The following is a 24,696-nucleotide window of genomic DNA, read 5'->3' on the forward strand; positions in this document are numbered from 1 at the left end:
GTCAGGAGGCCGCGCTGCAATCGACCGGGCGGCGCTGGCGCGGCGCGATCGGCAACATGCTGGGCCGCGCGATCCTCTCGGGCGAATATGCGCCCGGCGACGTGCTGCCCGGCGAGATCGTCTTCGCCGAGACCAACGGCGTCTCGCGCGGCGCCTATCGCGAGGCGGTGCAGGGGCTGATCGCCAAGGGGCTGGTGGAGAGTCGCCCCAAGACCGGCACCCGCGTGCTGCCGCGGCGGCGCTGGAACATGCTCGACCCCGACGTGCTCGCCTGGGCCTTCGCCGACAAGCCCGACATGGCGCTGCTGCGCAGCCTGTTCGAGCTGCGCTCGGTGGTGGAGCCCGCCGCGGCCGCCTTCGCCGCCGAGCGCCGCGACCGCGAGGACCTCAAGGCGCTCAAGGACGCGCTGGCGCGGATGCGGCGGCACACGCTGTCGACAGAGGCGGGGCTCACCGCCGACCGCGACTTCCACGGCGCGATCCTCGCCGCCTCGCGCAACGACGCGCTCGTGACGCTGTCGGCCGGGATCACCGCCGCGGTCGCTTGGACCACCCAGCTCAAGCAGCGCGACCGAGCGCTGCCGCGCGACCCCATCCCCGAGCATGCCGCGGTGTATGACGCCATCGCCGAGGGCGACACCGCGCAGGCCGCGGCGGCGATGCGCCGGCTGGTCGACCTCGCGCTAGATGACACCCGCGCCGCGCTCACCGACGCGATCGAGGGCTGAGTCTTATTCTGGCACGATTGCGTCCGTATTGTGTCTGACTCGCGCCGCTCGCTCCATTATGAAGGGGATTGTCGCCCAACGGCGATACTGGGCCGTGCGGAACTCCCTTGGTTCACCACGACGCACGGCCCTTTACCGCCGCGCCGGGCCATCGCTACCTTGTCATCGCGGGATCGGTTCAGGATGACGCCGTCGTGTGCGGAAGATGGCCCGCCCTGAGCTGCACGGAACCGCCTCACCTCACCGCGTCGGCATGCGGCGACCGAAGCCGCCCGGCGCGACTCGGCGCACCGGCGCCGCCGCCGGCGGGAACTTCGTCAACAGCCGCTGCACGCGATAGACCACTTCCTCCGGGTCACACGGCTTTTTCAGATAATCGTTGCAGCCGGCGAAATAGGCGAGCTGCACGTCCTGGTCGTTGCGCCGCCCCGTCAGCATCAGCACCGGGAGGTCGAACAGCTGCGGCGACTTGCGCAGCTCCTGCAGCAGCAGCACGCCGCTCAGCTCGGGCATGCTGCAATCGAGCACGACCAGGTCGGGCCGGCGCGCCTTGATCGCGCGCAGCGCCTCGCGGCTGTCGATCAGTGCACCCGCGGTGTGACCGGCGGCGCGCAGTGCGTCGCACACCAGCTCGCCCCAGATGTCGTCGTCGTCAGCGACAATGATATGCGCCATGGTCCCGTTATCCTCGCGATATCGCGCGGGGTGCCATGAAATGGCGAACGGCCGGTTAACGATGCGGTGAGCAGGGGTGGCGCCAACCTCAGGCGAGCAGCTTCGGCCCGTCCTTCTGGAGCTTCTCGCGCAGCGGCTCGGCGAACATGGCGAGCAGACCGGGCAGCTCGAACACGGCGTGGACATTGCTGTCGGCCACGTCGAGCCGCACGCCGACGCGCTGCCCCATCCCCTCGACGGTGAAGTGCAGCGTGTCGCCGTCCCAGCGATGCTCGGTGACATGGCCGCCGGGGACATAGCCGGCGAGCTTGCCGAACCCGCCCTCGATCCGCTGCTTGGCGCCGGCCCGGCCGAGCTGGTGCGGCAGGTCGACCTCGACCGGGCGGCTCATGCCACCGCCTCCGGCACGCGCGCGGCCGTCGCGAAGAGCTGCGAGTCATCGGCGAAGGCCTTGAATTCCAGCGCGTTGCCGCTGGGATCGCGGAAGAACATGGTGGCCTGCTCGCCCACCTGCCCCTTGAAGCGGACGTGCGGCGCGATGCCGAAGCGCACCCCAGCCGCCTCCACCCGCGCGGCGAGCGCGTGCCAGTCCGCCATGGTCAGCACGATGCCGAAGTGCGGCACGGGCACGTCATGGCCGTCGACCGGGTTGGTGACCGCGACCGCCTCGGCCGCCGGGTCGAGGTGAGCGACGATCTGGTGACCGCCGAGATCGAAGTCGATCCACGAGTCGCTCGAGCGCCCCTCGGCGCAGCCGAGCACGCCGCCGTAGAAGGCACGCGCCGCGGCGAGATCGTGGACCGGAAAGGCGAGATGGAAAGGGCGGAGGGTCATGGGGTCGATGTAACGCATCGGCGCTTCGCTGGGGAGGGGGCTCGCGGCACGACCCCGCTCTTCGTCTCCCCGCCCCTTGCCGCAAGGACGCGGCGGCGGCAGAGCCCGGCGCCGTCGCTGCGGAAGCCGGATCGGACCGACAGGCGGGAGGTGCTCGTCGATCCTCCGACGTGATGTTCCTCTGCGACCGGTTCGCTGCCGCCCGTCCCTCAGCTACTTTCCCGCGAACGCGGGACCCCAGGGCCAGGCAGAACAACCATCAGCGGCGGAGGACCCCCGCGGTCGCGGAAGCCCGGGGGCGCTGCGTAGAGATGTGCCTCTGAAGGATAGCCCGGTTGAATACCGACTAGCCTAGTCCTGGGCGGCGGCCCGCCGTAGACGGCGCTAACGCCCGCGCCCTCACCCGCGGGTCTTGGTCACGGTCTTCTGAGCGCGCGCCTGCTTCGCGTAATGATGGTGTGCGATCACGCAGCCGCCGGCGGCACCGAGCACCGCATGGCCCTTGCCGACGAGATGCCCCGCCACCGCGCCCGCCGCGGCGCCGCGCACGCAACCCTTGGCCAGCGCGGGCGAAGCCGTCGCCACCGCCAGCGGGACCGCGAGAAGAGAGATCAGTCGCATCCTTGCCTCCGTCGTTCGATGACGGTGAATGTACGCGCGCGCCCCCGCTGTGTTGCGTTAAACTTCGGTCATGTTCCCGGCGCGCCGCTGTCACGGCTCGCTGGCCGCGGAGGTGTGATCCACGCCCCTATCGATACGAGGGGCGATGAGCGACAGCCGCAGCGCGGTAGGGCGATGATGGCGGCGAAGAACGATCCGGGCGAGTCCCCGCTGCCACGATGCCGCTCGCGGGGCAGATGGCGCGCGAGCACGGCGCGTCCTTTCCGTCGGAGCGACGATGCCGCCGGACGGCACAGTGGCGGCGGCTGTGGTGGATCGAGCAGGATGCCACCAGCGCGTCGGCGGTGGTGGACCCTCCCGCGCGGCGCCTGCCACGCGATCGCGTCGCGTCACGAACATCGAGCGACCGCCCTCGTCTAACACGCGCGTGTCACGCTCTCGGCACTGCCATCCTCCGAGCGCTAAGGCAGCTCGAGCTGGCGGCGCTCATAGGCCTGGCGCCAGTCACTGAGGTCGGCCAGCATCGTCGCCGCGGCGCCCTCGACCAGATCGACCACGCGCGGCAGGTCGTCGCCGTTGGTCTCGAGCGCGGCGACGTAGCGTGCCAGGTCGGCCGCAGTCGCGCTCGAGCGCGCCGCGCTGGCGCCGAAATCGCCCTGCACGCGGATGCCGAAGATCGCCGCGCCCAGGGCCGGCAGCCCGGCCGAGAGCGCCACGAACACCCCCGCGTTGGCGCGCACCCAGCCGTGCGCCACGACATAGCCGACCAGGAACACCAGGCAGCTCAGCAGCGAGGCGAGGAACAGCCACATGCCGATGCGGTGCAGCCGATGGTCGAGCAGGTGGAGCTGGTGCGCCGCGCTGCGATGGTAGGCGAGCTGCGGGCACAGCTCCTCCTCGGCGATGAAGGCGGCCACCGCGCGCCGGTCACTGAGGCAGCCGCTGGCACAGCCACTCGCGCGCCACACCGCCGCGGCGTACCAGTCGAGCCAGCGCGGCTCGCGCGCGGCGCCGGGGCGCACCGCCGGGCGGCCGACGCCGAGCAGCTTCAGGCTGCGCATCGGCCGCAGCCGCTCGGCGAGCTGGCGATAGTCGAGCCAGCGCCGGTGCCACTCGCGCGCGACGCCCACGCGCGTGTTGAGCACGAACCCCGCCACGGCGGCGAGCTCGCACAGCGCCAGCCAGAACTTCAGTTCCTTGAAGAGCAGCCCCGAGAGCGCCAGCAGCACCGCCGCGGCGCCGAGCAGGAAGTTGAGCACGTGCCCGCTGCGATAGCTCTGCGCGAAATGCTGCGCGAGCCGGTCGCTCCAGCCATAGGCCGCCTCGATCGTGTCGAGCCGCGGGCGGACACCGTGCGACCCGTCATGGCAGAAGGCGCGGAAACGCTCCCACTCCCGCCGCGTGTCGGCGTGATAGGGCCCGCTGCGGAAGGCGGCGCGGCGCAGCCGCTTGATCCCCAGCACGGCGAGCAGCGCGGGATATTCGACGCGCGCGCGCACGCGCCGCTCGGTCTCGCCGAGGAATCGATCGAGACAGGCGCGCTCGACCGGCGCGGCGGGCGGCGCGAGCAGCTGCGCCACCAGAGCGTCCGCGGCGGCGGCGTCGAACGCGCGCGCGGGCACCTGCTCGATCGACTCCGGGTTGGCGAGCGGGTCGTAGCCGGCCCAGCGGATCACCGTCGCGCCGCCGTCGAGCGGCACGTGGATCACGGGGAGCCCCTGGCGCAGCGCGCGGGCGACGATGTCGGCGGTGCCGCCGATCCCGCGCCCGGGCGCGCCGTCCCACAGCGCCACCAGCACGTCGCTGTGCGCCAGCACCGCGCGCCCCGCCAGCGCGTAGCTCGCCGGCCGCCCGGCGGGCAGCGCGGGCAGCTCGAGCGCGCAGCCGGCGCGGCCCAACAGCGAGTCGAACGCGGCGTCGCTGGCCGCGTCGGTGAAGTCGCCGCGATAGTCGTCGCGCGGCAGCGGCAGCACCGCCTCGACGCGGTAACCCGCGGCGAGCGCGAGCTCGGCGGCGAGCTGGTCAGCGCCCTCGGCGAGCGGGGTCACGAAACGGAGCGCCGGGGCGGCGTCGGCGAAATAGCGCGCCTCGGCGGCATGGACCCGCGCCGCCGCCGCGGCCAGCGCCGCCAGCGCCTCGCGGAGCCGCGGCGCGGCACGCGCGGCGGCCGCGTCGTCGAGCAGCGGCGGGCGATGCCCGGTGATACCGACCGCCAGCCCGAAGTTCGGGCGCGGTGGATGACTCACGACTGAACCTCGCTCACCGGCATCTGATCTCGGCCCCCCGACCGCGCGTGGCGCTCCCTGCTACGAGCCTTAGGGGCGCTCGGGCAAGCGCCTTGCGTTGATCCCTGTTAACCATCGCATTGCCAGCGTGCGGGCGCTCTGCCACGCTGGGTCGGAGGGACAGACCGAGCGCGGGCGCGGCGACACCGGACGCCCTCGATTCGAATGGATGCGGCGGGGGGCCGATGCATCGATACGCCGCCTTCATCAGCTACAGCCACGCCGACACCGCGACGGTGCGCTGGCTCCATCGCCGGATCGAGACCTATCGCCTCCCACGCGCGCTGATCGGTACCGACTCGGCGTTCGGGCCGGTACCACGCCGCCTGCCGCCGGTGTTCCGCGACCGTGACGAGCTACCCGCCAGCGGCGACCTCGGCCAGGAGCTTCGCGCCGCGCTCGCCGCCGCGCGTTGCCTGATCGTGGTATGCAGCCCGCGCGCCGCGCGCTCGCGCTGGGTCGACGAGGAGGTGCTCAGCTTCAAGCGGCTCCACGGCGAGGGTCGCGTGCTCGCGCTGATTGTCGCGGGCGAGCCCGGCGACCCCGACAACGAGTGCTTCCCGCCGGCGCTGCGCCGGCGCATCGGCGCCGACCGCGCGTTGAGTGACGTGGCGGCCGAGCCCATCGCGGCCGACGTGCGCCCGGGCAAGGACGGCCGCCGGCTCGCCGCGCTCAAGCTGATCGCCGCGCTCGCCGACGTGCGGCTCGACTCGCTGGTGCGCCGCGACGTGGCGCGGCGGCAGCGTCGGCTGATGTGGATCACCGCCGCCGCGGTGGCGGTGGCGCTCGTCACCGTCGGGCTGGCGGTCTATGCCGAGAGCCAGCGCCGGGTCGCCGAGCGCCAGCGCCGCCTCGCCGACCGCAGCCTCGAGTTCCTCATCGGCACCTTCAACATCGCCAATCCGGCGACCGAGAACCCGCGAACGATCACCGCGCTGACGGTGCTGACCCGCGCGAGCCGCAGCGCGCGCGCCGAGCTGGCCGACGAGCCGGCGGTCGGCGCGCGGCTGCTGCGCGCCACCGGCGAGATCTACGCCAACCTCGGGCTGCCGCGCGAGGCGGAGCGCGACCTGCGCGCGGCGCTGGCGCGACTGCCGGCGACCGGCGAGCAGCGCGCGCTGACCGAATTGCGGCTGGTGCGCGTCGCCTTCGATCGCGGCGACGCCGCCGCCGCCCGACGCGCGATCGCCGCCGCCGCTGCCGCGGTGCCGCCGCGCGCGCGCTACGCCGCCGCGCTCACCGCGTCGCTGGCCGAGGCGCGCGGGCAAGCCAACGTGCTGAGCGGCGACTATGCCGGCGCGGTCCGCGACCTCGCCGAGGCGGCGCGGCGGCGCGAGGCGCTCGACGGCGACCAGCGCGAGGCGCTCGGCGGCGTGTGGATGAACCAGGCGATCGCGCTGATGCGGCTGCACCGCTATGCCGAAGCCGACCCGCTCTTCTCGCGCGCGGTCGCGACCTACTCGGCCAAGTTCGGGGTCGACCATGTCCTTACTGCGCGTGCGCTGCAGAACCGTGCCTTCGCCGATTTCGAGAGCGGCCAGATCGTTCCCGCACAGCGCCGCATGGCGCAGGTGCTGCGGATCTACGACCATGTGCTCGAACAGGATCACCCCACCGTCGCCGCGGCTCGGATCCTGATGGGACGGATCCGCACCGCGAACCGCGATTATGACGGCGCCGTCGCCGACCTCGATCGCGCCGCCGCGATCTACCGACGGCTCTACGGTCCCTCCGCTCCCGCGGTCGGGGACGCGAACTTCTACGCCGCGGAGGCGGAGGCCGGCGCCGGCCGCACCGACGCCGCGCTGCGCCGCGTCGACGCCACCCGCTCGATCTACGACTCGGCCTATGCCGCGACCGATCCCGACCAGGTCGAGCTGCGGCTGTTGCGCGCGCGCGTGCTCGCCGGCGGCGGCCGCGTCGCGGCGGCGACGGCGGCCTGCGACGACGCGCTCGCACTGCAACGCCGCATCGACCCCACCCAGGCCGCCCTGGCCACCGCGCGCGCGGGCTGCGCTACCAGCAAATAAAAGCGCGGAACGGCAAGTTTTTACCTATCGGCCGCACACCGGTTCGCTACGCATTAACCATCGAATGCGCGGGGGGATGTCGCGATGAACTGGGGAAGAGCGCTCGCGGTCGTCGCGGCGGCGGGGCTGATGGCGGCGGCGCTACCGGCGCGCGCGGCGCTGGTCGAGACGGTGACGGTGAGCAACGGCCTGGGCTATGTCTTCAGCCTGGATGGGTCGCTGCCGGGGCGCAGTCCCGGTGGCACGCGCGAGCAGGTCTTCACCGGCCAGCGCGCGCCGACCCAGTCCGACCTGGGCGTCGACCTCGTCGGCGAGGCGGGATCGGGCAGCTTCTTCTTCCTGCACAACGATTATTGCGTCGGGGGTTGCTCGATCGCGTCGAGCACCGTGATCACCTTCAACGTCACCAACACCGGGCCGGACGCGGTCGACCTGCGCTTCGACTCGCTGATCACGCCGGGGCATCTCGCCATCGTCGACGGCGCGCCGGGACGCGGCGGCTTCGAGTTCAGCGTGATCCAGCGCACCCGCGGCCAGCAGGACGCGACGCTCTACTCGGCGTTCGGCAACGTCAGCGACGAGGAGCTGAGCGTCGGCGACGACAAGTTCAACAGCGAGCCCTTCCGCGGCCAGATCTTCACCGATTACGGCTATGGCCGGGTGCTCGACTGGAGCACCACGCCGCTCAACCTCGAGCTCGGCACGCTCGCCGCGGGCGCGACGACGCAGGTGGAATACAACGCCTCCTACTTCGTCACCGCCTTCGGCGAGTGCAGCGACATCACCAGCTGCAACGGCTTGCAGGTCGTGTTCGGCGATCCGCGCAACAATGGCAGCGTCGCCAGCTTCGCGCGCGCTCTCGCGATCGGCGACCCGGTGACCCTGATCAACCGCGAGTATGACGCGGTCGAGGTGCCCTATGCCTTCAACCCCTCGGGCAGCCCCTTCCCCAAGCTCCCGCCGGCGCAGGGGCCGGTGAGCTATGACGGCCCCTACGACCCGCTCAAGCTCGGCGCGGTGCCCGAGCCGGGGACGTGGATGACGCTGATCCTCGGCCTCGCGCTGGTCGGAGGCGCGCTGCGGCGTGATCGGCGGCGTCGCCTCGCCGCCGCCTGACCCTGCGTCGACCGGGTCGTATCCGGGGATGCGACCTCACGCGCTTCTCGACCCCGCCCACGGCTCGTCGCGAACGCCATCAAGTGGTTCGATTCGTTGACCTCTCGGTAAGGTCTGCGGCCTAGCTGGCGCTCCGGGGCACGGAGGCGCACTTGGCAATCTTGGACTCACTCGCCGGCTTCATCGACAATAACGGCCTGGCCGAGGCCTTCGCCGCCAAGGCGGAGGATCCCGCCAAGGCGCGCCGGCCGCTGCTCGACGGCATCCGCCGCGCGCGCGAGCAGTTCGCCGCGCGGGGTGGCGACGGCGCGCGCGTCGGCAGTCGCTGGTGGCAGCTGCAGAACGGCGTAGTCGCACTGACCGTCAAGATCGGGGGCGACGTGCTGCCGCTCAACGGCGCCGCCACCAACCACCTGCCCGAGGGCGTGTTCGCCGCCTTCCTCGACGCGCTCGAACAGGCGGTCGAGGCGGGCGAGCTCGACGAGGCGCTGCGCGCGCGCCAGGCCGAGCGCGCGCGGCCGGCGCGCGGCGCGGAGCCGGCGCAGCGCCAGCGCGTCCCCGGCCGCCACCCCAGCAACGACCGCGAGGACTGGGACAGTCTCACCTGGGCCGAGCGGCAGAAGGTCAGCGCCTTCTACCGCGAGGGCCGCAACCCCGACGGCAGCGTCATCGCCACCGCCGGCTACAAGCCCGACGCGCCGATCGCGGGCTGAGCAGCGCGCTGAGCTCCGGGCGGCATCATATAGTCGCGCGTGAGCGGCAGCGCCTCGCGCCGCCGGGTGAGCTGGATCTGATAGTTGAGGTGCCCGTCGTGGCGGAAGGCGACCAGCGCGCCGGCCAGGTAGAAGCGCCACATGCGATAGAAGCGCGCGTCGTAGAGCGCCTCGATCGCCGCGCGCGCGGCCTCGACGCGCGCGAGCCATCGGTCGATCGTCAGCGCATAATGCAGCCGCAGCGTCTCGATGTCGGTCACCCATAGCCGCGCGTCCTCGATCGCGGGGGTGATCTGGCTGAGCGCGGGGACGTAGCCGCCGGGGAAGATGTAGCGCGCCAGCCAGCGGTCGGTCGCGGCGGGGCCGTCGGCGCGGCCGATGGTGTGGAGCAGCATCACCCCGTCCTCGGCGAGCAGCGCGCGGCAGTGGCGGAAGAAGGCGCGATAGTGCGGCGGGCCGACATGCTCGAACATGCCGACCGACACGATCCGGTCGAACGTCCCGCGCACGTCGCGATAGTCGAGCAGCTCGAAGCGGACATGGTCCGCCACCCCGGCCTCGTCCGCGCGCCGGCGCGCCACCGCGAGCTGCTGCTCGGAGAGGGTGATCCCCAGCACCTCGACGCCGGCGACGCGGTGCAGGTGGAGCGCCAGCCCGCCCCAGCCGCAGCCGATGTCGAGCACGCGGTCGCCCGCGCGCAGCGCGAGCTTGTCGGTGATGTGGCGCAGCTTGGCCGCCTGCGCCTGCTCCAGCGTGGCGTCGGGCGCGTCGAAATAGGCGCAGCTGTAGTGCAGCTCGGGATCGAGGAAGAGCGCGTACAGCTCGGTCGAGAGATCGTAATGGTGCGCGACGTTGCGGCGCGCGCGGCGGCGCCAGTTGATCCCGGTGAGCACGGCGCTGCGCCGCCACGGCCGCCACCAGCGCAGGTCGGCGGCGTCGTCGTCGTCCCAGTGGGTGTTGCGCCCGATCAGGTCGAGGAAGCCGCGTATGTCGTCGCCGTCGATCACCATGCGCCCGTCGACATAGGCCTCGCCCAGCGCCAGCGCCGGGTCCAGCGCGGCGCGGCGCGGCGTCGCACGGTCCGTGAAACGGATCGTCGCGTCGGGCGCGGCCGGCGCGGGCTCGCCGAAGCGGTGCGTCCGCCCGGCGGCGTCGACCACCACGAGCACGCCGCGCCGGATCAGCCGGCGCAGCAGGAAGGCGAGCAGCCGCATCGCCGCAGGCTAGCCGAGACGCGGCGCGATGCCAACGCGGCGCGCGGCTTGACAGCGCGCGCCGGCGATGGCTGATTGGGCGGCATGGGGGCTGCGACCTCCCCATGAGGCGTCAGCCGAAGGTTCGCGTCCAGCATCATCCTGCCGAGGACGCACCGTGCCCGCTCTTCACGCCATCTCCCCCGACACGCTCGCCCGGCTCGTCGCGCTGCCCGGCGCCCCGGCGATCCTCGACCTGCGCGACGCGCCCGCCGCGACCGTCCCCGGTGCGCGCGTGCTCGGCGCCGGGAAGCGACCGACCGCGCCAGCGGGCCGCGCGGTCGTGGTGGTGGACGAGGCGGGCGGCGCCGCGGCGGCCGCCGCGGTCGCGCTGCTGCGAAGCGACGGCGTCCGCGCCGAGCGACTGGAGGGCGGCTTCGCGGCGTGGGCGAGCGCGGGATGGCCGACGGTGACGCTGGCGCACCTGCCGCCGCGCCACGACGACGGCCGCACCTGGTGGGTCACGCGCGCGCGGCCCAAGGTGGACCGCGTCGCCTGCCCCTGGCTGATCCGCCGCTTCATCGACCCCGCGGCGCGCTTCCTCTACGTCGCGCCGGGCGAGGTGCTGGCGGTCGCGGCGGCCGAGCGCGCCGAGCCGTTCGACGTCGCGGGCGAGGGCGTGGTGTGGACGCACCGCGGCGAGCGCTGCAGCTTCGACGCGCTGGTCGACGGCTTCGGGCTCGCCGGCCACGCGCCGCTCGCGCGGCTGGCCGCGATCGTGCGCGGCGCCGACACCGACCGGCTCGACCTCGCGCCGGAAGCGGCGGGGCTGCTCGCGCTGTCGCTCGGCCTGTCGCGACTGTACGACGACGACCACGCGCAGCTCGAGGCGGGGCTGACGCTCTACGACGCGCTGTATCGCTGGTGCCGCGACGCGCAGGGCGAGCGCCACGACGCGCGCTCGCACCGGCCCCAGCACGCCGCGGTGACCGCGTGAGCGCGCGCGTTCCCGCCGCGGGCGGCCGCCCCGCGCCGGTGACGCTGCGCGCCGCGACCCGCGTGTGGTGGCGCATCGCGCTGCTCTCGTTCGGCGGCCCGGCGGGACAGATCGCGGTGATGCACCGCATCCTGGTCGACGAGCAGCGCTGGATCGGCGAGCAGCGGTTCCTCCACGCGCTCAACTATTGCATGCTGCTGCCCGGCCCAGAGGCGCAGCAGCTCGCCACTTATATCGGCTGGCTGATGCACCGCACGCGCGGCGGCATCGTCGCGGGCGTGTTGTTCGTGCTGCCCGGCGCGGCGGCGATCATGGCGCTGAGCTGGGTCTATGTCCTCTACGGCCGCGTCGGCATCGTCGCCGCTTTGTTCTACGGGCTCAAGGCGGCGGTACTCGCGGTGGTGCTGCAGGCGGTGGCGCGGATCGGCGCGCGCGCGCTGCGCAGCACGCCGGCGCGGCTGCTCGCCGCGCTCGCCTTCGTGCTGATCTTCTTCCTCGGCGCGCCGTTCCCGCTGATCGTGCTGGGCGCGGGGCTGATCGGCTGGTGGTCGGCGCGGCGCGGCGGTACCGCCTTCCGCCCGGGCGGCCACGGTGGATCGGGCGGCGCGGGGGTGGCCGACGCCGACACGCTGCTGGGCGAGGACCTGCCCGCGCACGCGCGCCCGGGTTGGCGCACGACGCTGCGCACGGCGTCGCTGTGGCTCGCGCTGTGGCTGGTGCCGGTGGTGGCGCTGCGCGTCGCGCTCGGCCCCGACGACGTGTTCGCGCGCGTCGCGACCTTCTTCGCGACGATGGCGACGGTGACCTTCGGCGGCGCCTACGCGGTGCTCGCCTATGTCGCGCAGCAGGCGGTCGACCAGTACGGCTGGCTGGCCCCGCGCGAGATGCTCGACGGGCTCGGCCTCGCCGAGACCACCCCCGGGCCGCTGATCATGGTGCTCCAGTTCGTCGGCTTCCTCGCCGCCTATCGCGATCCCGGCGGCATGGCGCCGCTGCTCGCCGCGACGCTGGGCGGGCTGCTCGCCACCTGGGTGACGTTCGCGCCGTGCTTCCTGTGGATCTTCCTCGGCGCGCCCTTCATCGAGCGGCTGCGCGGCAACGCCGCGGTCGGCGGCGCGCTGGCGGCGATCACCGCCGCGGTGGTCGGCGTCGTGCTCAACCTCGCCTTGTGGTTCGCGCTGCACACCTTGTTCCGCGCCACCGTGGCGGTGCGCGCGGGGCCGGTGCGCTTCGACGCGCCGGTGCTCACGACGCTCGACCCGTACGCGCTGGCGCTGGCGCTCGCCGCCGCCGCCGCTCTGTTCCGGACGCGCGTGGGCGTGATCGCGACGTTGCTGGCGAGCGCGCTCGGCGGCCTCGCGCTTCACCTCGCCGGAGTATTGCCATGAGATCCTCTCCCCTCGCCCACGCCGTCCTGGCCGCGCTCACGGGGGCGATCGGGCTCGCCGCCGCGACGCCCGCGCGCGCCGAGGACGACGCCCAGGCCTGGGCCGCGGTGATCGCCTCGGGGCCGGTGCGCGGCGACCTGTTCCTCTGGCTCGAGGGGCAGGCGCGCGCCACCGACGAGGTGGGCGGCGGCAGCCAGCTGATCCTGCGCCCCGCGATCGGCGCGCGGATCGGGCGCGACGCGCATGCGGTGGCGGGCTACGCCTTCGTCCGCACCGACCCGGCGGGGGGTGCGCTCAGCCGCGAGCACCGGCCGTGGCAGCAGGTCCAGTTCGCGCCCGTCCGCCACCGCGACGGCACGCCGCTGCTGATCAGCCGCACCCGGCTGGAGCAGCGCATGGTCGAGGGGCGCGACGGCACCAGCTGGCGGCTGCGCCAGTTCGTCCGGCTGCAGCTGCCGGTGCGCGGCGGGAGCCCGGTGCAGCTGGTCGGCACCACCGAGGGCTTCGTCAACCTCAACGCGACCCGCTGGGGCGTGCGCGACGGCGTCGACCAGTGGCGCACCTTCGTCGGCGTCGGCTTCCCCGTGCTGCCGCGCGCGCGGCTCGAGCCCGGCTATCTCAACCAGCGGATCGTCCGAACGGGCGAGGACCGCGTCAACCACGTGCTGAGCGCGACGCTGTTCGTCCGGCTGTGATCGCGCGCGGCGCGCACCGGGTTTGTGGCGCGGTGCGCAAGGGGCCTCTGGCGCGGCGCGCGCGCGGGTGCGACAAGGTGCCGGTATAGAGGAGAGGTCAGCGATGCGACGGATCATCGGCACCATCGCCGTGGCGGCGGCGGGCGCGCTGCTCGTCGCCGCCAGCGCGTCGGGCACGACCGAGGTGGCGAGCGGCGCGGCGGTGCGCGCGCAGGTCGCGGCGATGCTCGCGGAGATGCGCCCCGACCAGGGTTTCCTGTGGCGCCCGCTGGTGCGCGACGGCGCGCGCGTCGCCGCGATCGAGGTGTGGAAGAAGCCCGGCCGCCCCGCGGTGCACCCGACCGAGGCGGAATATGCGACGGTGCTGGAGGGCGCGGGGACGCTGGTATCGGGCGGCACGCTCGTCGCCCCGCTCACGCGCCCCAACGGCATGATCGAGGGCGAGCGGATCGCGGGCGGCACCACGCGCGCGCTGGCGCCGGGCGACGTGCTGCTGATCCCCGCGGGCGTGCCGCACTGGTTCGGGATCACGGGCGATCGTCTGGTGCTGCTCGGCACCAAGCTGCCGGCGGAGCGCTAGGTCTGAGCCACCCCGTCTGAGCCGTCCGCGTGCTCCGGCGAACGTCGGAGCTCAGGGCAAAGCAGGAGCGACTGGCGGCCCGGGACCTTCTGCGCTCCCGCGTGCGCGGGAGCACGATGTGGTGTTCGCAGCGGTCCGCGCCCGCCGCAGCACGCTACGGCTTCGATGGATCATACTTCAGCCGCGTCGCGCGGTCGCTCCCCTTGCGCCGCGTCGCGCGGGGCGGCACGGGGGCGGTGATGCACGCCGACACCGACCTGGAGACCGCGCTGCTCGGCCCGCTCGTGGCGGAGCGGACGTGCGGCGACTGCACCGTTTGCTGCACCGTGCTCAAGGTCGCGTCGCCCGATTTCAGCAAGCCGGCGGACACGCGCTGCGCGCATCTCGGCGCGGGCGGCTGCACCATCCACGCGGTGCGTCCGCGCATCTGCCGCGACTGGTATTGTGGCTGGCGCCGAGTCGCCGCCATGCCGGAAGAGTCGCGGCCCGACCGCTCGGGGCTGCTCGTCTCGCTCGGCTTCGAGCGCGCGCCGCGCAACTGCCTCGAGGGTGTCGCGATCACGGTGCGCCGGCTCGAGGACAGCAGCGCGATCGAGGACGGTACCGCCGCCGCCGTGCTCGATGCGTTATGCGATCGCCTCGTCCCCGTCTGGTTCAGCGACGGCGCGCGCAAGATGCTGATGCATCCGGAGGACGAGGTCGCCGGCCACGTGCTCGCCGGCACGCCGGCGCCCGCCCACCTCGCCGCGGAAGTGGCGGCGTGGCGCGCGCGCTATGCCGCGTTCGCCGTGCCGGCGGCGGCCCAGACGCGCTGACCGCGACCCGGCGTCAGACGTGGCTGGACGAGTTGTAAACTATTCCCTCATCTAGGTTACTGATGGGGGCGTAATCCAGGTGTAGCATGCGCGGATGCTGGATCTGACCGAGACGATCGCGCTCGCTCCGCGCCAACCGCCCCGATGGGCGCTCGACGTCTGGGGCTGCCCGCGATGCCCGCCGCGTCGCGGGGCATGACTCGGCCGATCGCGCTGTCTCCCGCGCAGGTGCTGCTGGTGCGCGCCAGCTACGCCGCGATCGCCCCGCTGGAGGAGGATTATTCAGCCCGCTTCTACCACCGCCTGCTGCAGCGCCATCCCTTCACGCGGTCGCTGTTTCCCGACGACATGGCGCAGCAGATCAGCGTCTTCCGCCTCACGATCGACGCGCTGATCGCGCAGCTCGACCAGCCCGGCGCGTCGCGTGAGGCGCTGGCCGAGCTCGGCTACCGCCACGTCGGCTATGGCGTGCTGACGCACCATTACGACTATGTCGGCAGCGTACTAATCGACACGCTGGCGGAGATGGCGGGTGACCGCTTCGACGCCGAGACCCGCGCCGCCTGGGAGACGCTCTACGCCGCGGTGGCGCAGGCGATGCTCGACCCCGGGCGTATCCACGGCTGAGCGCGATCCGCGAGTGGCTTGACGGCCCGATCCGACGGGTCGACCGTGGTTCCCGACGGGAGACAGATGATGGTTGAGGCTCGGTGGAACGGCGCGCTGATCGCGCGCAGCGACGACACGTTGGTGGTGGAAGGGAACCATTACTTCCCGGCCGAGACGGTCGACTCGGCGCTGCTGCGGCCGAGCGACACGACCTCGGTCTGCCCGTGGAAGGGCGTCGCGCACTACTACAGCCTCAGCGTCGATGGGGCGGACAACATCGACGCCGCCTGGTATTATCCCGAGACCAAGCCCGAGGCCGCGGCGATCCGGGGTCGAGTCGCCTTCTGGAAGGGTGTCACGGTCGGCTGATCGGCCGGTCCCCCGCCAAGTCGTACCGATCGCCGGCGCGTGAACCGAGCACAGGGCGGGCTCGGACCGGGTAGGACGCCGGCGCCGCGATCGCCCCTCTGCGCGGCCGTCAACGACGCGCCGACATGGCGTTGCGACGCGATCCGGAGCACGCGCCGACACAATCGCGTAAGTATCGACAAAGATGGGAGGGATCCCGCGATCGCCGGCTGACCTGTTTCCCAGGGCAGCGCCTCGCGTCCGCCCGCGCGCGGGTCACAGCTCGACGTCGGCAGCGCATGGTTCACGCCGCCGCCTGACGCCACAGCGGGAGCACCCGCACCATCGCCGAAGCAGCTGCCGCGAAGGGGACGGCGAGGAGAGCGCTGACGGCGATCGACAATTTAGGTTGAGTAGCAGTTAACTAAGCGTAGCATCGGCGCCGCCCGATGGTCGGGCCGGAGATGGTCCGATGCGTTCGCTCTCTATCGTCGTCGCGGCCGCCGCGCTGCTCGCTGGCGGCACGCCCGCGCTCGCCGCGCCGTGCAAGGATGCCAAGACCGGCAAATTCATCAAATGCTCCTCCGCTCCCGCGAAGGCGACCAAGTGCAAGAACGCCAAGGGCCAGTTCGCCCGGTGCGGCACGCCCGGTGCCAAGCCGGTCTGAGCACGTGCCGGCGGTGCTCGCCTGTCGCGCCGGCTCGCCCGCACGCCATCTTGACGTAAATTACGGAATGTTAAGGTAAGGAGTTCAGCCCTATCCCATAGCGGATGGGAGAGAGATGAAAGAGGTCGCTGCCCGAGTCTATCGCACGCGTCGCGCCGGTGAGCGGTACGACACGGAGGCGCCGTCGACGCTACGCGGCGCGTCGCAGGTGCCGCTCGACGTTCTGGTCGATCAGATCTCGCTCTCGGGCTGCCACATCCTCACGCCGGAGGAAGTCGACGTCGGCGAGCTGATCTCGCTCGGCATCGCCGGGCTCGGCCGCGTGGAGGCGCTGGTGGTCCGCCGCACGCGCACCGGTTACGGCTGTGCCTTCATCAGCCACGTGCCTCCCAGCCTGCTCGCCCGAGTCGGCGAGGACACGCCGGTGATCGCGCTGTCCGACGACCGGCCGCTCCATGTCTTCGACGCCGACGCCGACGTGCCTCACGTCGAGAAGCTGCCGATCCGCGTTCGCTTCCTGCTGATCACGGGCTTCTGCGCGTTGAGCTGGATCGCGATAATCACCGTCATCGCCGCGATCTGAGCCTCCCGCCCCGACGCGCGTGACCCGCTGGTCGCCCGCGTCCGCGTGGCGCCGGTCCATCGAACCGCGATCGAGCCTGCCTCGGGCGAGCGGGTCGGCACGATCGCGCTGGGCCATGGCGCGGCCTGGCAGGTGACCGCGAACACGCCAGGCAATTCGCTGATCGCGAAGCCGCTCCAGCTCAGGCGCCGACCAAGATGCGGTAGCGACCGACGTGCGACGCTATCGGCTCTATCCGGTAGGCGTGGCCGATCGTCGCTCGGCTGTTTACCCGCTGACGCGGGCATCCAGCGCCACGCAGTGCGATGGCCAGCAGCGCGAGCCGTCACGAAGCTCACGCGGTGGCAGGGGCTCGTGAATGAATGCCGCAGCGCTCCCGCACGTAGCGGAAATACCAGACCTCATGCCCCTGCCGCCGCGCCTTGCGCTCGTAGCGCGTCTCGGGCCAGTCGGCCGGGCGCTCGAGGAAGTCGGCCGGACTCGCCGCGGTCCAGCTGAAGTCGCGGCGCTGGTCCATGATCATCATCGCCCAGCGGCAGTAGGTTGGGTCGTCGGTGCCGAGCCGGAACTCGGCCCCCGGCTTGAGCTTGCGCGCGATCAGGTCGAGCGGCCCGTGGTTCATCATGCGCCGCTTGGCATGGCGCGCCTTGGGCCAGGGATCGGGGTGGAGCAGATAGACCCGCTCGAGCGACTCGTCGGGCAAGCGCTCCACCGCCTCGAGCGCGTCGCCCATGTGGATGCGGACGTTGCCGAGCGCGCGGTCGCGCACGTGGCCGAGCGCGCCGACCACGCCGTTGAGGAAAGGCTCGCAGCCGATGAAGCCGGTGCCCGGCGCCGCCTCCGCCTGCGCGGCGAGATGCTCGCCCGCGCCGAAGCCGATCTCGAGCTGGAGCGGGCGGTCGTCACCGAACAGCACGCGCGAGTCGAGCGCCCCGCTCTCGGGCAGCGCCAAGCGGGGCAGCAGTTCCTCCACCAGCGCGGCCTGGCCGGCGCGCAGCGCGTGGCCCTGGCGACGGCCGTAAAGGCGTCGGATCGTTGTGGGATCGTTCATGCAGCGCCGCCTATCGCCTCGCGCGCCAAAACGAAACGCGGGAAACGGAGGACGATGATGCGGGCCTGGGTGATCGGCGCGGTGACGGCAGGGATCACGGCGGGCGCGATGGCGCTGCCGGCGACGGGCGCGGCGCAGCTGCGCGCGCTCGGCGCGGTGTCGATGCAGCGCGTCGACGGCGCGTGGAAGCCCGCCGCCTTCCTGTGCGACTCGACCGACCGCGACTGGGCGATCGCGATGTCTCCGCCCGACCGCGACGGCCAGGTGACGCTCACCAGCTACGCCAAGCCAGGGCTGGCGACGCATCGCGCGACGGTGCGAGTCGGCCAGGGCGACGCGGGGATGGGCCACGTGTGGTACGCGCTGACCAACGCCGCGGGGCGCGAAGTCGGCGCGGTGGAGACGGTCAGCCCACAGATGGTCGAGCCCGGCGCGACCACGCCGACGGTGGTGTCACTGCGCTACGGCCCGACCACCAGCCAGTGCCGCTTCGCCGCGCAGACGCGCTTGCTGGGAGTGACCGCGAAGCGCTCGGTCCAGGTCACCGGCGACCCGCGCGGCGGCTACCGCTACTCCAGCTACAACCACGATGCCGATCTCGGCGCGATCGAGGTGCCGTGGGGCGGCCGCGGCACGCGCGCCTCGCTGACGATCGACGGCGGCCGCGTGATCGACTCCACGCGCGAGCGGCGCACCTACCAGTTCGAGCGCGACGGCTTCGTCTATCGCGTGATCGCCTCGCTCGAGCCGGCGCAGGGCGGCGGCGCGCTGCAGGTGTGGCGTGATGGGCGACTGCTGCTGGAGGAGCCGTTCGCTGCCTACACCGCGGCGGGATGAGCTAGCGCTGCCCGTGGCCGCTTTTCCGGCACGTAACGTCACGCCGATCGAGCGTCAGCACCTTTCGGCGCGCGGCGTCGAGGAGCGGGATCGCGCGGGACGGCCCAGCATGCGGCGGGTCCAGCATGACGCCGGGGAAGCTGGCAGGTGAGTATCGCCCGCCGGCGCCTCACACCACTACGGTGCGCGCCGCCGTCGGCCGGAGCCTGTAGCCGCCGCGATGCAGCGCGCGCCGCACCTGCGCGAGCGGCTGGTCGACCCAGCGGTACATCGCCGCGGCATAGACGAAGGCAAGCGGGTAGGCGACCAGCGCCGCCGCGCCGCGGCTCGCCGTCCCGGTCAGCGCCATCACCAGCGTCAGCAACAGCAGGTGCGAGAGGTACAGGCTGTACGAATAATCGCCCACCCGCTTCATCGGCGCCGAGGAGAGCCAGCCGGCGATGCGGCCGCGTGACTGCAGCACCGCCGCGAACAGCACGAAGAAGGCGAGCGACTGGAGCGAGTAGCGGATCGTCTGACGGAACAGCTCGTCGCGGATCGCCAAGGTGGCGAGAAGCAGCGCCGCTGCCAGCGCGGTCTCGCGCCGCCGCGGGCGCCACGCCGCGGCGCCGTCGAGCACCGGGTTCCGATGCAGGGCCAGGCACGAGCCGGCGAGGATGCTGTCGATGCGGGTGTGCGACCAGTAATAGAGATGGTCGAGCGGGTCGCCGGCGAGGGCGTGCGCGCCGCGCACCAGCAACACCAGCACGCACAGCGCCAGGCACAGCTGCGCCGCGCGCGCGTTCGGCAGGCGCCGCAGCACCGCGACGTACAGCAGCGGGAAGGCGAGATAATAATGCTCCTCCACCGCCAGCGACCAGACCGGCATGCCCGGCACGGCGCCGCTCAGCCCGAAGCTGTCGGTGTAGTTGTTGAGGAACAGGAACTGCGCCGCCAGACCGCGCGGGTCGAGCCCGGCACCGCCGCTCGCGGGCAGCACGCCGGCGAGCACCAGCAGCAGCCCGAGCCCGAGCGTGATCCACATCGGTGGCACGATGCGCAGCACGCGCCGCGCGTAGAAGCCGCGCAGGCTCACCGCCATGGTACGCGTCTGCTCGACCCGCATCAGCGTGGTGATGAGATAGCCCGAAAGGAAGAAGAAGGCGGACACGCCAAGCCCACCCGGAACGATCCGCTCGAGCCCCGCGTGCGACAGCATCACGATCGCCACCGCGCAGGCGCGGATGCCGTCGAGCGGCGCGATATGTTTCACCGGCGCTCCACCCGCGCCGTCACCGCTCGCCAAGTTGTCGCCCTCGCTTCTCACGACCGCCCGAGTGAAAGACGGAATCACCGGAGATCCCGCTCGTCGATCGAGTGGCTCGTACCACCGTCTCAGCTGTCGCACGAAGCGGCTTGCATTTGCTTTAATGTACAATCTGCTCCACTTCTGGACAGAGGCGTCGCGCCGCACCGTGGCGGCATCGAGTCCTGCACGACGGGGACTGTTTACCTCTCGTAAACCACGAGCCGGTAACCAGTCGTCCGATAGCCGCGGCGCGGCGCAGGAGAGAGCTTGCCATGACGATCGCGTCCATGTCGCCACCCGTTGCCACCCGCCCGCTGCGCCGCCCGCTCCCGCGCGTCGTCGCGCTGGTCGCCTTCGCCTCGCTCTCGGCGTGTGGAGGCGGTGGTGGCAGCGCCGCCGCCGCCTCGCTCACCGCGCCGGTCGCGGTGATCGCGGCTCCCGCGCCCAGCCCGAGCCCCGTTCCCACCCCAGCGCCGAGCGCGTCGCCCAGCACGATGCCGGCCTCGGCGGCCGAGCCCGCCCCGGCACCGAGCCCCACCCCCACACCGAGCCCCGCCCCCACGCCGAGTCCCGCCCCCGCGTCGAGCGGTAGCGGCGTGCTGTCAGAGGGCGACTCGATCTCGGTCTTCTGGGGCGGCAGCCACACCGGCCTCTACGCCGCCGCACATCCCAAGGTGACCTTCTACGGCAAGGCGGTCGGCGGCTCGGGCGTCAACGACCTGGAGGCGCGCGTCGACGCCGACCTCGCGCTCCACCCGCGCCTGCTCACGGTGCTGATCGGCGCCAACGACCTGCAGGGCGCCACCGGCGCGCGCGCCTGGCTCGAGCAGCTGTTCCGCTACACCGCGCGCTTCAAGGCCGCCGGGGTGACGGTGGCAGTCGGCACGCTGCTGCCGATCAACATGCCCGACCAGCCGCGCTACACCAGCGTGCACAACGAACGGCGACAGATCGTCAACGCCGAGCTGCGCGCCGCGGTCGGGCATGAGATCGACGCGGTGATCGACTTCGCCGCCGATCCGATCATGGGACCCGATACCGCGCCGCTCGACAAATCGCTCTACAAGGACGGCCTCCACCCCACCGACGGCGGGCCCAACGGCGCGGGCGGTCAGGGCAAGCTCGCGCTGATCTACACCAAGGCGGTCGACGCGCTCCTGAGATAGCTCAGCCCGGGTCGTCGAGCGTGAACAGGTCGCCCGCCTCGTCATAGGCGAACAGCTCGGCGTAGCGGCCCCACTCCGTCACCGCGCGCAGCGTATCGTCCGCCAAATCGGGCGACAACGCCTCTTCCAGTCCGTCGCGGAACAGCCGCGCCGGCGCCTGCTGGCCGGCGCGAGAGTCGAGCGCCGCGCGGATCTCCGCCGCCAGCGGCACATGAGCGAGCAGCGCACCGCGGAACATCGCCTTGCGCTGGTCGACGTCCTCCTGCGCGAAGGCGGCGCCCACCGCGGTGAGCGCCACCTCGCCCTCCGCGAGCGTGACGAAGCCGAGCTGTTGCAGCGTCTCGACGATCGGGAACAGCTCGTCGACCTCGAGCTGGAGCGTGTCGCTCAAGTCGGCGAGCGCGGCGCGACCCTCGAATGGCGCCGCCTCCACTTCCTCGATCAGCCCGGCGAGCGACGTGACCGACACCGGCGCGAGCGGCCTGCCGAACTGGGGCGGCGCGGCGTGCGCCTCCTCCGGTGCCGAGGCGGCGCGCTCGGTCATACGCGCGTAGATCCGCTCGACGAGATCGCGGAACGCCGGGTCGAGCCGGTCGCGCGGCTGCGGCAGGTCGATGCGAAACTCGGCGGCGATGCGGCCGGGATTGGAGGAGAGCACCAGCACGCGGTCGCTCATCAGCACCGCCTCCTCGATATTGTGCGTGACGATCAGCACCGCGGCGATGCCGAGCCGCCCGTCGCCCCACCATTCGATCAGGTCGCTGCGCAGCGTCTCGGCGGTGAGCACGTCGAGCGCCGAGAAGGGCTCGTCCATCAGCAGCAGTGACGGCTGCACCACCAGAGCGCGCGCCAGCCCGACGCGCTGGCGCATCCCGCCGGACAGCTCGCGCGGGAAGGCGTTCTCGAAGCCGTCGAGCCCGATCAGGTCGATCGCGGCGAGCGCGCGCCGGCGCCGCTCGGCCGCGGGCACCTTCTTCGCCTCCAGCCCGAGCTCGACGTTCTGCAGCACCGTCAGCCACGGCATCAGCGCGAACGACTGGAACACCATCGCCACCGACCGCGCGCGCCCGTCCGCGCCGGGAGTGAAGCGCAGCGTCCCCGCGTCGGGCGTCACCAGCCCGGCGATCGAGCGCAGCAGCGTCGACTTGCCCGAGCCCGAGCGGCCGAGCAGCGCCACCACCTCGCCCTCGTGCACGGTCAGCGCGACGTCGTCGAGGATCGGTGGGCCGTCGCTCCCGCCGTAGCGGTGGCTCAGCGACTCCACGGTGACGAGCGGTGGATTGTGCTGCGCCATGCGCGCCTCCTTCACGACAGACGCAGCCGGCGCTCGGCCAGCCGGTAGAGCGGGCGGAACAGCGCCCGGTTGATCGCGATCACCAAGGCCGACATCATCAGGATGCCGAGCAGCACCCGCGCCTCGTCCCCCGCCGCGGTGGCCTCGGCGATATAGCTGCCCAGCCCCGCCGCGGTGAGCCGCGTCTGGCCCCAGCTCACCGCCTCGGCGACGATGCTGGCGTTCCACGAGCCGCCGCTCGCCGTCAGCGCGCCGGTGACGTACGAGGGGAAGATCGCTGGCAGGATCAGCCGCCGCCACCACGCCCATCCCCTCAGCCCGAACAGTCGCGCCGCCTCGCGCAGGTCGCTCGGGATCGCGCTCGCGCCCGCGATGACGTTGAAGAGGATGTACCATTGCGTGCCGAGCCCGATCAGCGGGGTCAGCCAGACGTCCGGGTCCGCGTGCCAGCGCACGATCAGCATCACCGCGGCCGGGAACAGCACGTTGGCGGGGAAGGCCGCGAGGAACTGCGCCACCGGCTGCGCGCGCGCGGTCCAGCGGGGACGGAGCCCGATCCACACGCCGACGGGCACCCAGACGAGGCTCGCCGCGACGATCAGCACCGCCACGCGCACCAGCGTATAGAGGGCGAGCCGCGCCACCAGCAGCGCGTCGCCGAGGCTCAGCCGCGCCGCCAGGTAGCGCGTCGCGAGCAGCGCCGCGCCCCCGGCGGCGAGCGCCACCGCGACCTGCCAGACTCGCTGCGACCGCGCCGCGCGCCGATCGGCGGCGTCGCGCGCGCCGAACGCCTGCTGCTGCGGGGCGGTGCGCGGCGCGGGGTCGAGCAGCAGCACCGCGCCCGCCAGCACGCGCCACGGCGCCACGAGCGCGGAAAGGAGCCGCGCGCGCCGCAGCAGCTCGAACAGCCAGGAGCGCGGCGACGCGACGCTCGCGGTCTGCTCGACTCGGAAGCGGTCGGCCCAGGCGATCGCGGGGCGAAACACGAGCTGGTCGTAGAGCAGGATCACCGCCGCCATGGTCGCCACCGCGAACGCCACCGCGCCGAGATCACGCCGCTCGATCGCCAGCCCGAGCCACGAGCCGATGCCGGGCAGCATCACCTGCGTCCGCCCAACGCTGATCGCCTCCGAGGCGACGACGAAGAACCAGCCGCCCGACATCGACAGCATCGCGTTCCACACGAGCCCCGGCGCGGCGAACGGCAGCTCGACCCGTAGCAGCCGGCGCAGCGGCGACAGGCCGAAGCCGCGCGCCACCTCGGCCAGATCATCGGGTACCTGGCGCAGCGACTGGTAGAGGCTCAGCGCGATGTTCCACGCCTGACTGGTGAAGATCGCGAAGATGGCGGCGCACTCGACCCCGAGCCGGCTGCTCGGGAACAGCCCCATGAAGGCGGTGACGGTGAAGGTGAGGAAGCCCAGCACCGGCACCGACTGGAGGATGTCGAGCGCGGGGACGATCACCAACTCGGCGCGGCGGCTCTTGGCGGCGGCGGTGGCGACCACGACGCTGAACACCAGCGAGGCGGCCAGCGCCGCGAACAGCCGCAGCGTGGTGAGCAGCGCGTAATAGGGCAGCGCGCGCGGTTCGAGCGTGATCGGCTCGAGCTGGAGCCGGCGCAGCGGCTCGACCGCGTCGTGCGCGCCCGCGGCCACCGCGGCGCCGAGCCCGGCGAGCAGCGCGAAGAGCGCGAGATCGGGCCAGCCGAGCGCGATCCGACGCGCTCCCGGCGGCGGGGCGATGCGGCCGAGCGGACGGGACAGCACGGGCGGTCCCGTCAGGCGGCGCGGCGGTGTGCCGCCACCATCGCGCGCAGCAGCCGCGCGCGGTGGAGCGGCGCGGCGGCGAGCGCGGCCCGGATCGCGCGCCCGTGCGCGGCGGCGCGGCAGGCGAGCAGGCGCTGGTCCTTACCGTGGTCGTGATCGTGACATGCTGGATCGATCCGGGCCGTGCCGTGCTCCGGCGAACGCCGGAGCCCAGGGTCGCGGGGATCGCGCTCGCGGCCCTGGGCTCCTGCGTACGCAGGAGCCCGATGCTCATCGAACGACGCGATATCCAACTCGGGCGCGCGCGCGGCGGCGCGGTGGTCATGTCGGGTCATGGCGACCTCCATCGGGGTTCCGGTGACGGGACCCGGCGGCGGTCGACTCAGGTCAGCGCGTGCCGACCTCGCGAGCCAC

At 72.7% G+C, this 24,696-nt stretch carries 26 protein-coding genes; 15 read left to right on the forward strand and 11 right to left on the reverse strand.

Annotation, left to right across the window (positions count from 1 at the left end; translation table 11 throughout):
* Positions 1–56 precede the first annotated feature (56 nt).
* On the forward strand, positions 57–728 hold the full coding sequence (locus tag FHY05_RS15680) for a FadR/GntR family transcriptional regulator (protein ID WP_183945479.1): 672 nt from the start codon (positions 57–59) through the stop codon (positions 726–728).
* Between the two features lie 240 nt (positions 729–968).
* On the opposite strand, the gene FHY05_RS15685 is transcribed toward FHY05_RS15680, so the two are convergent.
* The 5 genes from FHY05_RS15685 to FHY05_RS15705 all read right to left on the reverse strand — a co-directional run bounded on the left by FHY05_RS15685 (position 969) and on the right by FHY05_RS15705 (position 5,104).
* Complete coding sequence (locus FHY05_RS15685) at positions 969–1,403, reverse strand: response regulator transcription factor (protein ID WP_183945382.1); 435 nt, start codon at positions 1,401–1,403, stop codon at positions 969–971.
* A gap of 88 nt (positions 1,404–1,491) precedes the next feature.
* Entirely contained in the window at positions 1,492–1,794 is a 303-nt protein-coding gene (locus FHY05_RS15690) for a polyhydroxyalkanoic acid system family protein (RefSeq protein WP_183945383.1), read from the reverse strand.
* Positions 1,791–2,237, reverse strand: coding sequence for a VOC family protein (locus FHY05_RS15695; protein ID WP_183945384.1), 447 nt, complete (start codon positions 2,235–2,237; stop codon positions 1,791–1,793). The genes FHY05_RS15690 and FHY05_RS15695 overlap by 4 nt, the downstream gene beginning before the upstream one ends.
* Positions 2,238–2,636: 399 nt before the next feature.
* The gene (locus FHY05_RS15700) at positions 2,637–2,858 is read right to left on the reverse strand and encodes a hypothetical protein (RefSeq protein ID WP_183945385.1); all 222 of its coding nucleotides are present in this window, start codon (positions 2,856–2,858) and stop codon (positions 2,637–2,639) included.
* A gap of 461 nt (positions 2,859–3,319) precedes the next feature.
* Entirely contained in the window at positions 3,320–5,104 is a 1,785-nt protein-coding gene (locus tag FHY05_RS15705) for a DUF4231 domain-containing protein (RefSeq protein WP_183945386.1), read from the reverse strand.
* 224 nt (positions 5,105–5,328) lie between these two features.
* On the opposite strand from FHY05_RS15705, the gene FHY05_RS15710 reads away from it, so the two are divergent.
* From FHY05_RS15710 to FHY05_RS15720, 3 genes are all read left to right on the forward strand, one after another.
* Complete coding sequence (locus FHY05_RS15710) at positions 5,329–7,173, forward strand: toll/interleukin-1 receptor domain-containing protein (protein WP_183945387.1); 1,845 nt, start codon at positions 5,329–5,331, stop codon at positions 7,171–7,173.
* Between the two features lie 84 nt (positions 7,174–7,257).
* Complete coding sequence (locus tag FHY05_RS15715; RefSeq protein WP_183945388.1) at positions 7,258–8,289, forward strand: PEPxxWA-CTERM sorting domain-containing protein; 1,032 nt, start codon at positions 7,258–7,260, stop codon at positions 8,287–8,289.
* A 152-nt stretch (positions 8,290–8,441) separates the two neighbouring features.
* Entirely contained in the window at positions 8,442–9,002 is a 561-nt protein-coding gene (locus tag FHY05_RS15720) for a hypothetical protein (RefSeq protein ID WP_183945389.1), read from the forward strand.
* Here FHY05_RS15720 and FHY05_RS15725 read toward each other — a convergent pair.
* Positions 8,972–10,216, reverse strand: a complete 1,245-nt coding sequence (locus tag FHY05_RS15725; protein WP_183945390.1) for a cyclopropane-fatty-acyl-phospholipid synthase family protein — start codon at positions 10,214–10,216, stop codon at positions 8,972–8,974. The genes FHY05_RS15720 and FHY05_RS15725 overlap by 31 nt on opposite strands.
* Before the next feature lie 157 nt (positions 10,217–10,373).
* Here FHY05_RS15725 and FHY05_RS15730 point away from each other — a divergent pair, with 157 nt between their 5' ends.
* The 9 genes from FHY05_RS15730 (at position 10,374) to FHY05_RS15770 (ending at position 16,877) form a co-directional block, all read left to right on the forward strand.
* Complete coding sequence (locus FHY05_RS15730; RefSeq protein ID WP_183945391.1) at positions 10,374–11,192, forward strand: chromate resistance protein ChrB domain-containing protein; 819 nt, start codon at positions 10,374–10,376, stop codon at positions 11,190–11,192.
* On the forward strand, positions 11,189–12,580 hold the full coding sequence (gene chrA, locus FHY05_RS15735; protein ID WP_311732503.1) for a chromate efflux transporter: 1,392 nt from the start codon (positions 11,189–11,191) through the stop codon (positions 12,578–12,580). Before FHY05_RS15730 ends, chrA begins: the two co-directional genes overlap by 4 nt.
* On the forward strand, positions 12,577–13,275 hold the full coding sequence (locus tag FHY05_RS15740) for a DUF2490 domain-containing protein (protein WP_183945392.1): 699 nt from the start codon (positions 12,577–12,579) through the stop codon (positions 13,273–13,275). Before chrA ends, FHY05_RS15740 begins: the two co-directional genes overlap by 4 nt.
* Positions 13,276–13,378: 103 nt before the next feature.
* The gene (locus FHY05_RS15745) at positions 13,379–13,855 is read left to right on the forward strand and encodes a cupin domain-containing protein (RefSeq protein WP_183945393.1); all 477 of its coding nucleotides are present in this window, start codon (positions 13,379–13,381) and stop codon (positions 13,853–13,855) included.
* Positions 13,856–14,094: 239 nt separating this feature from the next.
* Positions 14,095–14,670, forward strand: a complete 576-nt coding sequence (locus FHY05_RS15750; RefSeq protein WP_183945481.1) for a YkgJ family cysteine cluster protein — start codon at positions 14,095–14,097, stop codon at positions 14,668–14,670.
* Between the two features lie 144 nt (positions 14,671–14,814).
* Complete coding sequence (locus tag FHY05_RS15755; RefSeq protein ID WP_183945394.1) at positions 14,815–15,297, forward strand: globin domain-containing protein; 483 nt, start codon at positions 14,815–14,817, stop codon at positions 15,295–15,297.
* Between the two features lie 69 nt (positions 15,298–15,366).
* Positions 15,367–15,648: a DUF427 domain-containing protein gene (locus FHY05_RS15760; protein WP_183945395.1), complete on the forward strand. Its 282-nt coding sequence runs from the start codon at positions 15,367–15,369 to the stop codon at positions 15,646–15,648.
* A gap of 451 nt (positions 15,649–16,099) precedes the next feature.
* Positions 16,100–16,294 carry a hypothetical protein gene (locus tag FHY05_RS15765; protein WP_183945396.1) on the forward strand — a complete coding sequence of 65 codons (195 nt, stop codon included), beginning with the start codon at positions 16,100–16,102 and terminating at the stop codon, positions 16,292–16,294.
* A 115-nt stretch (positions 16,295–16,409) separates the two neighbouring features.
* Positions 16,410–16,877 (forward strand): PilZ domain-containing protein, encoded by a 468-nt coding sequence (locus FHY05_RS15770; protein ID WP_183945397.1) that lies wholly within the window; start codon positions 16,410–16,412, stop codon positions 16,875–16,877.
* A gap of 334 nt (positions 16,878–17,211) precedes the next feature.
* On the opposite strand, the gene FHY05_RS15775 is transcribed toward FHY05_RS15770, so the two are convergent.
* Positions 17,212–17,928 carry a tRNA (guanosine(46)-N(7))-methyltransferase TrmB gene (locus tag FHY05_RS15775; RefSeq protein WP_183945398.1) on the reverse strand — a complete coding sequence of 239 codons (717 nt, stop codon included), beginning with the start codon at positions 17,926–17,928 and terminating at the stop codon, positions 17,212–17,214.
* Between the two features lie 57 nt (positions 17,929–17,985).
* Here FHY05_RS15775 and FHY05_RS15780 point away from each other — a divergent pair, with 57 nt between their 5' ends.
* A complete protein-coding gene (locus FHY05_RS15780; protein WP_183945399.1) occupies positions 17,986–18,765 on the forward strand; it encodes a hypothetical protein in 780 nt (259 codons plus the stop codon).
* 169 nt (positions 18,766–18,934) lie between these two features.
* Here the strand turns inward: FHY05_RS15780 and FHY05_RS15785 are convergent, their stop codons facing one another.
* A complete protein-coding gene (locus tag FHY05_RS15785) occupies positions 18,935–20,017 on the reverse strand; it encodes an acyltransferase (protein ID WP_183945400.1) in 1,083 nt (360 codons plus the stop codon).
* Between the two features lie 308 nt (positions 20,018–20,325).
* On the opposite strand from FHY05_RS15785, the gene FHY05_RS15790 reads away from it, so the two are divergent.
* Positions 20,326–21,219 (forward strand): SGNH/GDSL hydrolase family protein, encoded by an 894-nt coding sequence (locus tag FHY05_RS15790; RefSeq protein ID WP_183945401.1) that lies wholly within the window; start codon positions 20,326–20,328, stop codon positions 21,217–21,219.
* Between the two features lies 1 nt (position 21,220).
* On the opposite strand, the gene FHY05_RS15795 is transcribed toward FHY05_RS15790, so the two are convergent.
* The 3 genes from FHY05_RS15795 to FHY05_RS15805 are packed head-to-tail and all read right to left on the reverse strand — an operon-like array spanning position 21,221 to position 24,617.
* Positions 21,221–22,513, reverse strand: a complete 1,293-nt coding sequence (locus FHY05_RS15795; protein WP_183945402.1) for a nitrate/sulfonate/bicarbonate ABC transporter ATP-binding protein — start codon at positions 22,511–22,513, stop codon at positions 21,221–21,223.
* Between the two features lie 11 nt (positions 22,514–22,524).
* Positions 22,525–24,279, reverse strand: coding sequence for an ABC transporter permease subunit (locus FHY05_RS15800; RefSeq protein ID WP_221191257.1), 1,755 nt, complete (start codon positions 24,277–24,279; stop codon positions 22,525–22,527).
* 14 nt (positions 24,280–24,293) lie between these two features.
* The gene (locus FHY05_RS15805) at positions 24,294–24,617 is read right to left on the reverse strand and encodes a hypothetical protein (RefSeq protein WP_183945404.1); all 324 of its coding nucleotides are present in this window, start codon (positions 24,615–24,617) and stop codon (positions 24,294–24,296) included.
* Positions 24,618–24,696 lie beyond the last annotated feature (79 nt).

Source organism: Sphingomonas sp. BK580 (assembly GCF_014194975.1).
Classification (GTDB): Bacteria; Pseudomonadota; Alphaproteobacteria; order Sphingomonadales; family Sphingomonadaceae; genus Sphingomonas.